This window comes from Pseudalkalibacillus sp. Hm43 (assembly GCF_054170705.1).
On the sequence record NZ_CM135129.1, the window covers coordinates 456,819 to 471,455 of the forward strand.

Here is a 14,637-nt window from a genome sequence, read left to right on the forward strand (position 1 = left end):
GATGTTTTGGATGTTGAGGTGCAAACGGCAAATTTACTTTACTTTGATAACAATTTTACCTTTCGCATGGTGCGTTTCACTAAGAGCATGTGCTTCTTGAAGGTTTTCCTCTGTGAAATCAAAAGCTTCCCCAATGATCGGTTTTAATTGACCTGCTTTATATAATTCTGCAAGTTTTTGCAGTTGATCTCCATTTGGTTCCAACCATACAAACCCTGCCTCGACTTTATGTTCATTTGCTTCATCCTCGTTAGGTGGTTGTACGATCGATACAAGCTTTCCATTTTCTTTCAAGACTTCATAACTCTTGGATTGAACTTCTCCGCCAATTGAATCCAGAACGAGATCAAAGTCTTGAAGAATATCAGAGAAATCTGCATGCTTATAATCAATCACTTGATCTGCTCCAAGTGACTTTAAGAACTCATGGTTTTTCTCACTGGCCGTTGTCGCTACATATGCTCCGTAACTTTTGGCAATCTGAATAGCGAAATTACCGACACCACCAGCACCAGCGTGAATAAGAACCTTATCGTTTTCCTTGATTTTACCGAAATCAACTAAACATTGCCAGGCCGTCAGTCCTGCAAGAGGAATGGAAGCGGCTTCTTCGAAGCTCATTTCCTCAGGCATATGCGCAAGTAGATTCTCCTCAACTGGCACGTATTCTGCATAAGTACCTTGGTTGGTTGTAGCAGGTCTTGTGAAAACCCGGTCTCCAACATTGAACCCAGTGACATTTTTCCCTTTTTCCACTATTACACCCGCTGCATCCCAGCCAAGAATCAACGGAAATTCGAATGGTAGCATATCTTTAAGATAGCCTTCTCTTACCTTCCAATCTATAGGGTTGATGGATGTTGCATGAATCTCCACTAACACCTGTTCATCATTGATCGTTGGTCTTTCGACCTCTCTTTCCTTTAAGGTCTCTTTTCCTCCATATTGATCAATTACGATAGCTTTCATGATTCAAAACCTCCTTCTGAGTGGAAATGATAATACACTTTCAACAAAAGATAAAACTTCCTGCTTGTTAGGATGACGTTATCCCGACAGCATTATTCAAAATATGGATGAAGTTGAATACATTAACTAACTTATGAATAAAAGAAAAAAGAAACTGGAATAAATTCAGTTTCTTTTTGTACAGATAAGGTGTCTCTATTGTTATATTCGGACCCTTTAGTTCCTCACCTCATAGGTCTCCCTTAAGAATTCTATGGACCGGTTGATAAGTGCTTTCAGTACATCTACGTCGATGTCTGCCACTTTATTGATATACACACAAGCTTTCCCAGAGGTGTGCTTTCCGAATTGATTTAGTAATTCCTCGCGTTTTATATCATCACCAGTAGCGAAATACAGGCTGATTTTTGCTTTTCTTGGAGAAAATCCGACTAGTGGTGCATCTCCTTCATGTCCTGTTTTATATTTGTAATGGTACGAGCCGAAGCCGATAATGCTAGGCCCCCACATTTTCGCTTTATAACCTGTCGTTTCCGTAAAAATGTCCAATAGTCGGTAGGCATCTTCCTTTTTCTTCGGACTTTCTACATTTTCAATGAACTCGATGACACTGTTGTCATTTTCTTTCGTTTTCAATTCATACATTTTCTGCTCCTCCTTTATCTTCCCATACATTGAATACCATTCCGTAAGGGTCCCTCACATAGCAGTCTTTCCCTTTTCCTTCCCATCGGACAATGGCACAACCGTTATGAACGAGGTAATCCTTCGCCTCTGATAAATCCTCAACAATCAACTCCATGACAGGTCCCATGTTTTCCTCCCCATCAATGAGAAAAATGTTGTTATGAAAAGTTCTGAATTCAACTTCGTCTACAACACTGTTACGCGGTTGCTGAAAGCCTAGGACTCTTTCATAAAACGATTGGGCTTCTGAAACATTATGTACTTGGAAACCGATATTTTTTGAGACTTTAAATTTCATATCTGCGCCCCCTTCTTTGCCTATTGGCTCTTATCTTCTTTCGTTTCACTTCTATCATTCTCCTCCTTGAGCATGAAATGTTTAGCACACACCCCGGAGTGGAAGGTACAGAGTAACTTTATTTAGGGAGGAAGCGCTTTTGCAGACACATCAACTTTATATTAATGGAGAATATGTGCAATCCACAGGAAATGAAACGATAGATGTGATCAATCCTGCTACCGAAGAGGTGATCTCTCGTATACCGAACGGAACCGAAGAGGATGCAAATAAAGCCATTGAGGCGGCATACAATGCTCAAAAGAAATGGGCTAAGGTCCCTTCCAATGAACGGGGTCAAATCGTTCGTAAGCTCGGTGATGAGTTGGAAGCGAGACGCGAACGATTCATCGAGCTCTTAATAGAAGAACAAGGAAAAAGCTACGAGCATGCGTCTGCTGAAGTGGAACTTGCGATCGACTATTTCCGATACATGTCCGAATGGGCGCGAAGAATTGAAGGTGAAATATTACCGAGCGATCGGCCGAATGAAAACATATTGATCAAACGCAAGCCAATCGGCGTGGTTGCAGGTATCGTGCCTTGGAACTTTCCTGTCTTTATATTGGCACGAAAAGTGGCAACTGCACTGATTTCAGGATGTACAATCGTCTTAAAACCGAGTCAACAAACCCCGAATACAGCAGTTGAATTTACCCGTATCATCTCAGAAATGGATATTCCAGCAGGCGTTTATAATCTTGTGACCGGGAAAGGGTCAGAGATTGGGAATGCGATGGCCTCCCATCCAAAGGTGCGCATGGTTTCTATGACAGGTAGTATCGGAGCAGGTACGAAAATCATGGAGGCTGCTGCTCAGAATATCACGAAGATGAATCTGGAACTTGGCGGAAAAGCGCCAGCGATTGTTTCCGAACATGCCGATTTGGATCTTGCTGTAGAAAACATCAAGCTGTCCAGAATCGTTAATGCCGGGCAAGCGTGTACCAATGCTGAACGCGTATATGTCCACGAAAAAGTAGCGGATACATTCATAGAGAAGCTGACGAAAGCCTTGAGTGAAGTTCGATATGGCAATCCAGCGGAAGATCGCGAAGCGGACATTGGTCCACTCGTAAGTAAGGACCGCCTTGAAACCGTCCATGAAATAGTCGAACGTGCCAAAGAACAAGGTGCAAAAATTCTTACCGGTGGAAAACCAGCTGATGTAGAGAGAGGTTTCTTCTATGAGCCCACTCTTATCACCAATGTCACGCAGGATATGGAAATCATGCGAGATGAAATTTTCGGACCGGTCCTCCCTGTTATGACCTACAAAACGTTTGATGAAGCAATTGAATTGGCTAATGACACCGATTATGGCCTCTCCTCTTCCATCTATACGGAAAATGTGCACGAAGCGATGCGAGCTGCCAACGAGTTGGAGTTCGGTGAAACTTTCGTGAATCGCGAAAACTTTGAAGCTGTGCAAGGATATCATGCAGGTATGAAGAAGTCAGGACTAGGAGGCGCAGATGGGAAACATGGACTAGAAGATTTCTTAGTCACTCATGTCGTATACATGCAGTATAAAGATGACATCCAGTAACCAAAGCGTATGGAATATGAAACAGGGTGACACGATACGTGTCACCTTTTTTTGAATTGAATCATCTTCCATCCAATATTTCGGATACTTCTTTTAAAGTAGGGAGAGCTGTCATTGCACCTTTCGTAGAAGCGGCTAATGCTCCAGATACGCTTGCAAATTGAGCCATCTGGGTAACCTCTTCAATTGTAATTGATTGTACCTCACCTTGATATTGATGCAAGGAATAAAGGAAAGCGGAAACGAATGCGTCTCCTGCTCCCGTCGTATCGATCGCTTTTACATTCATGGCCGGAATGTGAGCTTGATCGTCCGTTGTATGTACATAACTTCCTTCACTTCCAAGAGTGACAAGAATGAGTGGTATGTCATATGTCTTTCTCAGCTGTTCGATGCCACTCTCCATATCCGTTTCACCCGAAAGGAATGAGAGCTCCTCCTCTGATACCTTCAGCACATCGACTTCATTCAGTACACTCATAATTGTATCACGTGCCTGTTCTTCAGAATCCCACAAAGCCATTCGAAGGTTAGGATCATATGACACCATCATTCCATTTTCTTTCGCAAGCTTGATGGCGCACTTTGTCGCATCTTTAGCAGGATTGCTGATCATCGAAATGGAACCGAAGTGGAGGATTTTACTTTCCTTGAAGAGTTCTGTATTTATTTCGTCCTTGTGCAAAAACCAATCAGCACTAGGATTGATATAAAAATCGAAACTTCTTTCTCCATCCTCATTGTTCGTCACGAAAACAACACCAGTCCGTACTTCTGGTGTCAGGATCATGTTGTTCGTATTCACGTTAAATCCTGTTAATGTCTCCATTAGGAAATGCCCTAACACATCATCTCCTACTTTACCGATAAAAGTGGAAAGCAAGCCTAATCTCGCTACACCAACTGCTACATTCGCCGGGGCACCTCCAGGGCTTTTCTGATAATTGGTATTGTCATCATCCAATGGGATGAAATCGACGAGTGCTTCGCCGAGGGACAAAATTCCTCTTTTCAAACCTCTAACCTCCCATAGACATTTTCGCTAAACCTAGTTGTAGCTTATCACGAACCATCTTGGAAATCCGCTAATATCCTTTTCATCGATAGAAAAAACTCAACCGGACGTTTCCGGGTGAGTTCATCGTCTAACAACTTATTTGTAATTAACCTTCTAAAAGAAGTGATTCTGGATCTTCAAGAAGCTCTTTTACTTTCACTAAGAAGCTTACGGCTTCACTACCGTCTACGATACGGTGGTCGTAGGACAATGCGATGTACATCATCGGACGGTTTTCCATGCGTTCCTTATCAATTGCAACCGGACGCCATTGGATCTTATGCATTCCAAGGATACCGACTTGAGGTGCATTCAAGATCGGGGAAGACATTAATGAACCGAACACTCCACCATTGGTAATCGTGAATGAACCACCTTGCAACTCATCTAGCGTCAATTTCTTGTTACGTGCTTTCTGTGCAAGGTTCTTGATTTCTTTTTCAATACTCGCAAAGCTCAACTTATCTGCATCACGTACGACTGGTACGACGAGTCCTTCTTCTGCACCTACCGCGATACCGATGTCATAGAACTTTTTAAGTACGATTTCATCGCCTTGGATTTCAGCATTCAAGCGAGGGAACTTCTTCAACGCTGCAACAACAGCTTTCGTGTAGAAGGACATGTATCCAAGCTTGACATCATTTTGCTCTAGGAACTGTTCTTTACGACGTTCACGGAGCTCGTTGATGGCTGTGAGATCCACTTCGTTATACGTTGTCAACATTGCAGCTGTTTGTTGTGCTTCAACGAGACGCTTTGCAATTGTTTGACGACGGCGAGACATCTTAACGCGTTCAACTGGTTTTTCATATTGCTGCTGATCAGAAGAACTTGTGGTCTGCTTCCCTTTTGACTCTTGTTTTGGAGCGGATGGTTGTTCTGACTTAGGTCCCTCTGCATGCGCACGAACATCTTCAGAGCGTACTCTTCCAAGTGGATCCGTAGCTTTCACTTTGTTCAAGTCGACACCTAGCTTGCGCGCCAACTTACGAGTAGCAGGAGATGCCATCGGACGATCCGTATCGTCACGATCTTCTTCCGCCGCTTCGTTCTCTTCTTTTTGTTCTTCTTTAGTACTTGGAGCTTCTTCTTTCTTATCTTCTTTAGAAGCATCCTTACTTTCTTCCTTACCGGACTCTTCTGATTTCGCGCTGGAAGCTTCACCGTTTTCGTTCAACTTCGCGATCGTTTCACCAACTTCAACTGTATCGCCAGCTTCTTTCAAGAATTCTTCAATGACACCATCAATTTCTGCACTTACTTCTACATTGACTTTGTCTGTTTCCAATTCACAGACAGGGTCACCTTTGCTGACTTTGTCTCCAACATTCACTAACCATTCGGAAATGGTTCCTTCTGAGATAGATTCTGCAAGTTCTGGTACTTTGATATCGCTCACGATACATTACCTCCTTCAGTTGTCACAGTGTTCGTTTGATTTAGGTTCAATGCTTGATTTAGGATGCGTTCTTGTTCTTTTTTATGAACATCTGGTTCCCCACCAGCAGGGCTGGATCGATCAGGGCGTCCAACATAAGAGATCGTTACACGATTGGAAGCGATGGACTTGATTCTGGATTCGATGTAGAACCATGCTCCCATGTTTTTCGGCTCCTCTTGCACCCATACGATTTCTTCTAGGTTTTCATACTGTTCAAGGTGTTCAACGATTTCATCTTCTGGGAATGGATACAGTTGTTCCATACGTAGTACGTCGACCCAATCCCAATCTTTTTCGTTTGATTCCATTGCTGTCTGAAGATCGATTGCCACCTTACCTGTACATAAAAGAAGTCGTTTCACTTTTTCCTTCTTCACTTCACGGTTCGGTTGTTTCATTACAGGCTTGAACTCACCTTCACTGAATTCTCCTGGTTTAGAAGCTACCCGTGGATTACGAAGCAAGCTTTTTGGTGTCATGATGACCAATGGCCGTACTTCATCCCGTTCTAGAATAGCAGCCTGTTTCCGTAAAATGTGGAAATATTGTGCTGCGCTTGTCAGGTTTGCGACTGTCCAGTTGTTTTCTGCAGACAGTTGAAGGAATCGTTCTAAGCGTCCGCTTGAATGCTCTGGTCCTTGTCCTTCATAGCCATGAGGTAATAAGAGGACCATTCCGGAGCGTTGTCCCCATTTCGCCCGACCAGCAGAGATGAATTGGTCGTAAATGACCTGTGCCGCATTGGCAAAGTCACCATATTGAGCTTCCCAAAGAACGAGCGTTTCCGGAGCAATGACATTATAGCCATATTCATATCCGACAACAGATGCTTCGGATAGTGGGCTATTATGAATTGCGAAGGATGCATTCGCTTCTGTCAATTTGTGCAATGGTGAGTACACTTCTCCTGTTTCAGGATCATGTAAGACGATATGTCGTTGAGCGAATGTTCCGCGCTCCGTATCCTGACCGGTAAGGCGGATCGGAGTTCCGTCCTTCAAGATACTTGCATATGCCAGTATTTCAGCGAGAGCCCAGTCGACTTTACCGTCTTCATCCAATGCCTTATCACGACGGGTCAAGATCTTCTTCAACTTAGGATAAACTTTGAATTCTTCAGGCCATTGTAGCAAACCTTCATTCATTGAACGCAATTCATCCAACTCAACAGATGTTTTGATTTTCGGTAATCCGTTTACGATTTCTTCGGGCGCATTGACTTCATCGATTTCACGCTTGTCTTTTGACACTTTGTCATATTCGGACTGAAGCATGTCCTGAACATCGGATTGGATTTGTTTCGCTTGTTCTTCATCGATCGTTCCATCATTTTGTAGAACTTCAGAATAAAGATGACGGACGGTCGGATGGTTGTTTACGATTTCATAAAGCTTAGGGTTCGTTGCATTCGGATCATCCATCTCGTTATGCCCATATCGACGGTAACCGATCAGGTCGATCAAGAAATCTTTCTTGAAGCGCATACGATACTGATACGCCAGATGCATCGCTGCAAGGCAAGCTTCCGGATCATCAGCGTTTACATGGACAATCGGTATCTCAAATCCTTTTGCAAGGTCACTCGCATATTTCGTAGAGCGTGAGTCTGTACTTTTCGTTGTAAAACCAAGTAGGTTATTCGCAATGATATGTACAGTCCCACCGATTTGATATCCAGGCAATTGACTCAAGTTCAATGTTTCCGCCACAATTCCTTCTCCAGGGAAAGCTGCATCCCCGTGGATCAAGATGGAAAATGCTTTGGATACATCTTGCTTCGGATATCCTGCTGAGCTTCGGTCCTCTTGGGCTGCACGTGTATATCCTTCTACTACAGGATCGACATACTCCAAGTGACTTGGATTGTTTGCGAGTGTGAGTACCGCCGGTTCAGTCGTTCCTTCTTCAATTTCACGATTTCCACCTAAGTGGTACTTCACATCACCCGTCCATCCGTAATTGATTCCCATAGAACCTTCTGATGGTACAAGTTCTTTGTTTGGTGAGTGCTGGAATTCTGCAAAGATTTTTTCATACGGCTTCCCTAATACGTGAGCAAGCACGTTCAATCGACCACGGTGAGCCATTCCAATCATCACATTTCGTGCTCCATCCTTTATACCCGACTGAATGATGTTGTCGAGCATCGGAACCATTGAATCCAATCCTTCGATGGAAAATCTTTTCTGACCGACGAATGTACGATGAAGGAAGTTTTCGAATCCTTCGACTTCTGCCAAACGCTTCAGCAGTGACACGCGGTCATCATTGGATAGCTTCTGGTAGACAGAACCGCTCTCCACCATTTCATAAAGCCAGTTGCGTTCTTCATCTTCATGTACGTGGCTGAATTCGTACGCTAGAGATTTCGTATAGACCTCTCTTAGACGTAGGATGGCATCGTAGCCTGTACGGATGTTGTTTGGTGCTTCGGACCACACGATATCGGCAGGAATCTCTTTCAAGTCTTCATCAGAAAGACCGTATTCCTTAGGATCGAGTAATCGTACTTCTTCAGCATTTTTCATTATTGGGTTAGTTTCTGCAGCTAAATGACCATATGTGCGGATATTCTCTGCTAGTTTGACCGCTGCAACCACTTTCTTCATTGTGCCTGCGTCCTGTTTCATTTCAACTGGTGCAGTTGAATGGTCAGCAACATCATCACTAGAAGTTGGTGGAGGTCCCCATTTATCAAATAATTCCTTTAATTCAGGTTCGACCGAATCTGGATCCTCTTTGTACTGATCGTATAGTTCGATCGCATAGCCAAGGTTTGGACCAGAAAATCCTTGCCATGGCTTCTCGTTGTTTGGTCCATTTGTAGCCATTTCATTTAACCTCCTAGTTACATATGGGATAACTGTGTTTGAACCATCTTCAAGCTTTTTATCAACAATAGAAATGACAGTCGTTTTCGAAGTCTAATCTACTCTTAGAATTCCTTAAAAGCAAGTAAACTAAACTTCCTAGACCATAGTAACATAACAACGCTTTCAGTGGGTTATAAAGCGTTCAATTTCTGATAAATTTCGAACAAAACCGACAATTTATAATATTAGAAAAGGCTGAACGTTCAAGTTCAGCCTTTCAACCTCATCTATTCCGACTTTTCAGCTGATTGCACAGCGGTTTGGACCGACTTCCATCTCTTGTTGCTCTTCCGCATCAGGAGTTTTTTGACCCATGTTCGTTTTTCGGATTTGTTCATGACTGTTCGGTTGTGGTGGCAAATTATCCGTAACCATATGATTGAATTGATCCGGATCTTCTATATTCAATCGTTCGTTTTCCTTATAAAGAGTACTTAGTTTGGCTTGAACACTGCCATCCTCATTCATCTCTTCCATTTCTCCAAAATGTGAAGGGAGTACTGTCAGGTCATCTGACAATTGTTCGTATCGTTCGTATAAGGTGTTTCTCAGATCGTCTACCCAGTCGTCAGCTTTCCCAGCCAGATCCGGACGTCCGATCGAATCGACGAATAAGATATCTCCTGTCAATAAATATTCATCATCGACAATTAGGCTCGTACTACCAATGGTATGTCCAGGCGTATAAATCGGCTTGATTTCGGTATCTCCTACCTTAATAACCTTCCCATCTTCTAAAGGTTGATATTCAAATTGAACACCTTCATCATCTTTTGGCGGGAACCAATAATCCGCATTTGAATCGTCTGCCAATTGTCTTCCTCCGGATATATGATCTGCATGTAAATGAGAATCAACGACGACTTTGATGGTCCATCCTTTTTGACGCACAAAATCTTCATAAACCTCAGTCATCCGGTTTGAATCAATGATTGCGACTTCCCCATTTGATTCAATCAGATAAGACAAACAACCTTTCCCGATTCTTACGAATTGATGGATTGAACCTCCATTCTTCGTTTCTCCAATATGAATAGGTTCGAGATGTTCACTCCAAGCAGTCATGCCTCCTTCCACATATGTGATATCTTGTACACCTGCATCCTTCAATATCGATACTGCTTTTTGTGAAGAAACGCCTTTTGCGCACATGACATAGATGTTTTTGTCTGTTGGCAGTTGCTCCTTTACATCCTCGACGCCATTTTCCAGTTCATTAAAGGGTATATTCATGCTCCGGACGGTGTTTCCTTCAACCGACCAATCTTCATAGTCTTCTTGTTTCCTTACATCCAGGAGAAATACTTCTTCTTTGTTTAAGATTTTCTGCACGAGTTCTTTGACTGTTAAAGGTTCCATAATTGATCTACTCCTCCATTCTTGGATTTGTCTCATCATAGCTTTCCCTGTAGTACTTGATGAATGCCCTCATTTTTGCCATACCCCAATACGTATGTAAGCTAACATAAATCATGGAGCTCCTTTAATTGTAATTGTCAGAATATTTAGGTGTATCACTTGCAAAATGTAGCGAATCGAGGGACAATAATAGTAACAATCCAATAAAATACTCGTGAGGAGTGACGAAAAAATGCATTCGTTGAGGAAGGGCTTGCGGATTTTCGTATTTTCTAACCTTGCAGTCTTTGGATTCTTGTTATTGCTCCCTGCACTCATGATTACAGGTGATCTCGAAATCGTAAAAGAGTTCATCAGTTACCTGAACAAAGATAAATAATTCGAATCTTCTTTAAGAAAACCAGCTGTTACGCTGGTTTTTTTGTTTGGTAGCAAGAGTACAAGCAAGAGCGTCATACAATACCTCTAGACAAATATCTATAAGGAGGGATTGTATTGAGACAGAATAACATTTGGGAACCAACAGCTACTGCAATCAACAGAAGTTTGTACGGTGAATTGATGGTCTGCTCTATGAGCACTCAACTCTTTTATATTCCAGAGACGGCACAATTGGAGGGCAATAAACAAATGCATGACCATCTCGTACCCGCTTCTTATCACCGTGTTACAGCTGCCGGCTCTGCACTGAGAATGATGAACGGCGAAACTCAGCCTGCAGTCATTCAGACGTACGTGGGATGTATTAAAAATGCAGAAAAAGAAGACCAACAGGTACGTGCTGGTTTAGAGGTCATGTTAGAAAATGCTCCGAGCAACTATGAATCATTCGTACAAACCATCATCCAATGGCAAGACTATGCTGAACAAAACTTACAAGAAGCGAAAAAATCTGCAATGCAAGTGACTGGTCCAAATGTTTGGCAAAGTTAGACGACGTGTTCAATCATTTTACATGGTATAGGTTTTGTATTATGATTCCTTCATATCCGAGTAAACAAATAAGAAATGGAGGAAATTAATTTGGCTATAAAAGAAACAGCTTTGCATGAAGATACGCCACTTGGATCACCCGTCCTCCCATCGCCTCAAGCTTTACTTGTCACGGGTGGACTGATTACGACTGCAGTGCTGAGTTATGCGATTCTTTCTTCATCAGGTTTGCAACAAAGTATGACGATGTGGCTTGGTCTTTTACTAGGTTATACATTATTCCATGCTCGATTTGGATTCACATCTGCATTCAGAAGGCTGCTCTCGGTTGGAAATGGTGAAGCGATGCGCGCGCACATGATTATGTTGGCGGTCGCATGTACTCTCTTTGCACCGATCCTTTCCATAGGAGTCGGATTCTTCGATCAAGCACCTGCAGGTTATGTTGCGCCAGTAGGCACGAGTGTCGTCGTCGGAGCGTTCCTGTTCGGTATCGGTATGCAGTTAGGTGGAGGCTGTGCTTCAGGAACCTTGTATGCGGTCGGTGGCGGTCGTTCCGCTATGTTCATCACATTGTTCGCGTTCATCATTGGTTCGGTTTTGGGTGCGTGGCATTGGGATTTCTGGGTGAATCAAACCCCTTCTTTCCCTGCTATTTCTTTGGCAACTAGTACGAACCTCGGCTACACAGGCGCTTGGGTTGTACAACTCGGCATTTTTGCAGCCATATTTGGTGGGACATACTTGATTGCAAAAAAACGTAGACCTCCTTCTATTAAACCCTTACCTACTACAAAAGGCTGGAAAAGGGTTTTACGTGGCTCATGGCCATTATGGGTAGCAGCAATCGCGTTAGGCGTACTGAATGCTGTGACTTTGATGGTAAGAGGAAACCCTTGGGGAGTGACGAGTGCTTTTGCATTATGGGGTTCCAAGATGGCGATGGCACTTGGCATTGATGTGACTCAGTGGGTCTATTGGTCAGGCGATCGAGGAAATGCATTGAACCAATCCATTCTGGCTGACTCCACAAGTGTATTGAATTTCGGAGTCATTTTGGGTGCATTCCTTGCATCAGCAACCGGCGGTGTGTTTGCACTGAAGAAAGTCGGTCTGAAACGAGTCGCAGCTGCGATTGTTGGTGGTTTACTGATGGGTTATGGAGCACGAATAGCATTTGGTTGTAACATAGGAGCATACTTCGGAGGAATCGCTTCCTTCAGCCTTCATGGTTGGGTTTGGATGGTGATGGCACTTGCCGGAACTTTTCTCGCACTTTATCTACGACCGTTGTTCGGCATGTCTGTACCTAAACCAAAAGACACCTTTTGTTAAATGGAAAAAAGGACTGTCCCAGAGTTTCGTATTGAACTCTGAAGGACAGTCCTTTTCTTATAACAAACCTGCTCCATCACAAGCTTTACAAATTTGATTGCGATCCACCATAGTTGATCCTCCTTATCTAGGCTGTTATTTCTGGCGATCTCTTTCCCAATTGATTAAGCCACCTTTTAACATCATCTCTACCTGTCGCTCGGACATGGTATGCTTCGCTTTAATTTCTTTATTTTTACCTTTCACTGTTACCGTGATTTCTTTACCGGATTTCAATTGTTCCCTCAAATTGGAAAGTTGGAGGATGTCTTGGTCATCCAATGCATCAAAATCTTCTTCATTACTGAAGGTGAGTGGCAGTACCCCGAAGTTCACGAGATTTTGCCAGTGGATCCTTGCAAAATCCTTCACCAAGGCGATCCGTAAACCTAAATACCGCGGAGCAAGTGCGGCATGTTCTCGACTAGATCCCTGACCATAGTTGAATCCGCCGACAATGGCATGTCCGCCTTTATCCTTGATATCCATTGCACGATCATAATAGTTCTCATCAACGATTTCGAAGGTAAACTTACTGATCTCAGGGAGATTGCTTCGATACGGAAGGACTCGAGCCCCACCTGCTAATATCTCATCGGTCGAAATGTTATCTCCCATCTTCAATAGAATCGGTAACTCCATTTCGTTTGGAAGTTCGTTCATTTCAGGAATGGATGCGATATTCGGTCCTTTTGCCAACTCTACCTGCTTGGCTTCCTCTTCAGGGAGCGGCTGTTCCAGTAATGCATCATCCACAGTCGGATGGTCTTTATCTTTTACAATTGGATAATCCATGTCCAACTTACGAGGATCCGTAATTTTTCCTGTCAATGCTGAAGCGGCAGCTGTTTCTGGACTGCACAGGAATACGCTGTCTTCCTTCGTACCTGATCGTCCAGGGAAATTCCGTGGTGTCGTCCTCAAGCTGTTGCGACCAGTTGCGGGTGCTTGACCCATCCCGATACAACCGTTACAACCGGCCTGATGAAGTCGAGCTCCAGCCGTTAAAAGACTCCCGATATGCCCGTCCTCAACCAAATCTGTCAACATTTGACGAGATGTTGGATTGATATCGAAAGAAACCCCTTGAGCGATTTTCTTCCCTTTCACGATTTCCGCTGCAATCGCAAAATCACGGAACCCAGGATTTGCTGATGAACCAATATAAGATTGATAAATCGGTTCGCCTTCCACTTCACGAACTGGGACCACATTCCCAGGGCTTGAAGGTTTTGCAATCATCGGTTCAATTTCAGAGAGATTGATCTCTTCATGGAGGTCATACTCTGCTCCATCATCTGCTAAAAGCTCTGTCCAGTCCTCTTCCCTCTCCTGACTTTTCAAGAATCGCTTCACTTCCTGATCTGATGGGAAGACAGTGGTCGTCGCACCAAGTTCAGCACCCATATTTGCGATGACATGCCGATCCATTGCGGTCAGATTTTCAAGTCCAGGTCCATAATATTCGATGATTTTACCGACTCCGCCTTTTACGTCGTGACGCCGTAAAAGCTCTAAAATGACGTCCTTCGCACTTACCCATTCCGGAAGTTTACCCGTCAATTTGATGCCCCAGACCTTCGGCATTTTGATATAAATCGGCTCACCTGCTATCGCCATCGCAACGTCGATCCCCCCTGCACCCATGGCAAGCATTCCCATGGACCCGTTTGCACATGTGTGGCTATCTGAGCCGAGTAATGTTTTACCAGGTTTCGCTAATCGCTGCATATGTACTGGATGACTGACCCCATTACCTGGGCGACTGTAAAATAATCCAAACCGTTTGGTCGCACTTTGCAAGAATAAGTGGTCATCCGGGTTCTTGCTGTCCTCCTGGATGATGTTATGGTCAACGTACTGAGCTGATACTTCTGTTTTGGCTCGATCGAGTTTCATCGCTTCAAGCTCTAACATCACCATCGTACCTGTCGCATCTTGAGTGAGGGTTTGATCGATTTTCAAACCGATTTCACTCCCAGGTTTCATTTCTCCAGAAACTAAATGGTCTTTGATTAACTTTTGTGATACGTTCATTGCCATGACTCTTCCCTC

The 14,637-nt window shown here is 43.5% G+C and carries 12 protein-coding genes; 4 read left to right on the forward strand and 8 right to left on the reverse strand.

The features are described 5' to 3' along the window. Positions 1 to 33 precede the first annotated feature (33 nt). The 3 genes from ACXQIQ_RS02360 to ACXQIQ_RS02370 form a co-directional block, all read right to left on the reverse strand. The gene (locus ACXQIQ_RS02360) at positions 34 to 969 is read right to left on the reverse strand and encodes an NADP-dependent oxidoreductase (protein WP_439300333.1); all 936 of its coding nucleotides are present in this window, start codon (positions 967 to 969) and stop codon (positions 34 to 36) included. A 216-nt stretch (positions 970 to 1,185) separates the two neighbouring features. Beyond that, the gene (locus ACXQIQ_RS02365; protein WP_439300332.1) at positions 1,186 to 1,614 is read right to left on the reverse strand and encodes a DUF1801 domain-containing protein; all 429 of its coding nucleotides are present in this window, start codon (positions 1,612 to 1,614) and stop codon (positions 1,186 to 1,188) included. After that, positions 1,607 to 1,954 carry a VOC family protein gene (locus tag ACXQIQ_RS02370; protein WP_439300331.1) on the reverse strand — a complete coding sequence of 116 codons (348 nt, stop codon included), beginning with the start codon at positions 1,952 to 1,954 and terminating at the stop codon, positions 1,607 to 1,609. Before ACXQIQ_RS02370 ends, ACXQIQ_RS02365 begins: the two co-directional genes overlap by 8 nt. 139 nt (positions 1,955 to 2,093) lie before the next feature. On the opposite strand from ACXQIQ_RS02370, the gene aldA reads away from it, so the two are divergent. Beyond that, positions 2,094 to 3,542: an aldehyde dehydrogenase gene (gene aldA / locus ACXQIQ_RS02375; RefSeq protein WP_439300330.1), complete on the forward strand. Its 1,449-nt coding sequence runs from the start codon at positions 2,094 to 2,096 to the stop codon at positions 3,540 to 3,542. A 61-nt stretch (positions 3,543 to 3,603) separates the two neighbouring features. Here aldA and ACXQIQ_RS02380 read toward each other — a convergent pair whose 3' ends face one another. The 4 genes from ACXQIQ_RS02380 to ACXQIQ_RS02395 form a co-directional block, all read right to left on the reverse strand. Then, complete coding sequence (locus ACXQIQ_RS02380) at positions 3,604 to 4,557, reverse strand: aminoimidazole riboside kinase (protein WP_439300329.1); 954 nt, start codon at positions 4,555 to 4,557, stop codon at positions 3,604 to 3,606. Between the two features lie 148 nt (positions 4,558 to 4,705). Further along, entirely contained in the window at positions 4,706 to 6,001 is a 1,296-nt protein-coding gene (gene odhB / locus ACXQIQ_RS02385) for a 2-oxoglutarate dehydrogenase complex dihydrolipoyllysine-residue succinyltransferase (RefSeq protein WP_439300328.1), read from the reverse strand. Continuing rightward, entirely contained in the window at positions 5,998 to 8,874 is a 2,877-nt protein-coding gene (locus ACXQIQ_RS02390; protein WP_439300327.1) for a 2-oxoglutarate dehydrogenase E1 component, read from the reverse strand. The genes odhB and ACXQIQ_RS02390 overlap by 4 nt, the downstream gene beginning before the upstream one ends. A gap of 282 nt (positions 8,875 to 9,156) precedes the next feature. Then, a complete protein-coding gene (locus ACXQIQ_RS02395; protein ID WP_439300326.1) occupies positions 9,157 to 10,275 on the reverse strand; it encodes an MBL fold metallo-hydrolase in 1,119 nt (372 codons plus the stop codon). Positions 10,276 to 10,507: 232 nt separating this feature from the next. Between ACXQIQ_RS02395 and ACXQIQ_RS02400 the strand changes: the two genes are divergently transcribed. The 3 genes from ACXQIQ_RS02400 to ACXQIQ_RS02410 all read left to right on the forward strand — a co-directional run bounded on the left by ACXQIQ_RS02400 (position 10,508) and on the right by ACXQIQ_RS02410 (position 12,543). After that, complete coding sequence (locus ACXQIQ_RS02400) at positions 10,508 to 10,654, forward strand: hypothetical protein (protein ID WP_439300325.1); 147 nt, start codon at positions 10,508 to 10,510, stop codon at positions 10,652 to 10,654. A 116-nt stretch (positions 10,655 to 10,770) separates the two neighbouring features. After that, positions 10,771 to 11,208 carry a hypothetical protein gene (locus ACXQIQ_RS02405; RefSeq protein WP_439300324.1) on the forward strand — a complete coding sequence of 146 codons (438 nt, stop codon included), beginning with the start codon at positions 10,771 to 10,773 and terminating at the stop codon, positions 11,206 to 11,208. Between the two features lie 84 nt (positions 11,209 to 11,292). Next, positions 11,293 to 12,543, forward strand: coding sequence for a YeeE/YedE family protein (locus ACXQIQ_RS02410; protein ID WP_439301952.1), 1,251 nt, complete (start codon positions 11,293 to 11,295; stop codon positions 12,541 to 12,543). A gap of 135 nt (positions 12,544 to 12,678) precedes the next feature. Here ACXQIQ_RS02410 and ACXQIQ_RS02415 read toward each other — a convergent pair whose 3' ends face one another. Beyond that, positions 12,679 to 14,625 (reverse strand): aconitate hydratase, encoded by a 1,947-nt coding sequence (locus ACXQIQ_RS02415; RefSeq protein ID WP_439300323.1) that lies wholly within the window; start codon positions 14,623 to 14,625, stop codon positions 12,679 to 12,681. Positions 14,626 to 14,637: the final 12 nt, after the last annotated feature.

Bases quoted from the DNA above. Each gene is read 5' to 3' on its own strand.
- ACXQIQ_RS02360 (WP_439300333.1), bottom strand. From the start codon at position 969: ATGAAAGCTATCGTAATTGATCAATATGGAGGAAAAGAGACCTTAAAG.
- ACXQIQ_RS02365 (WP_439300332.1), bottom strand. From the start codon at position 1,614: ATGTATGAATTGAAAACGAAAGAAAATGACAACAGTGTCATCGAGTTC.
- ACXQIQ_RS02370 (WP_439300331.1), bottom strand. From the start codon at position 1,954: ATGAAATTTAAAGTCTCAAAAAATATCGGTTTCCAAGTACATAATGTT.
- ACXQIQ_RS02390 (WP_439300327.1), bottom strand. From the start codon at position 8,874: ATGGCTACAAATGGACCAAACAACGAGAAGCCATGGCAAGGATTTTCT.
- ACXQIQ_RS02395 (WP_439300326.1), bottom strand. From the start codon at position 10,275: ATGGAACCTTTAACAGTCAAAGAACTCGTGCAGAAAATCTTAAACAAA.
- ACXQIQ_RS02400 (WP_439300325.1), top strand. From the start codon at position 10,508: ATGCATTCGTTGAGGAAGGGCTTGCGGATTTTCGTATTTTCTAACCTT.
- ACXQIQ_RS02415 (WP_439300323.1), bottom strand. From the start codon at position 14,625: ATGGCAATGAACGTATCACAAAAGTTAATCAAAGACCATTTAGTTTCT.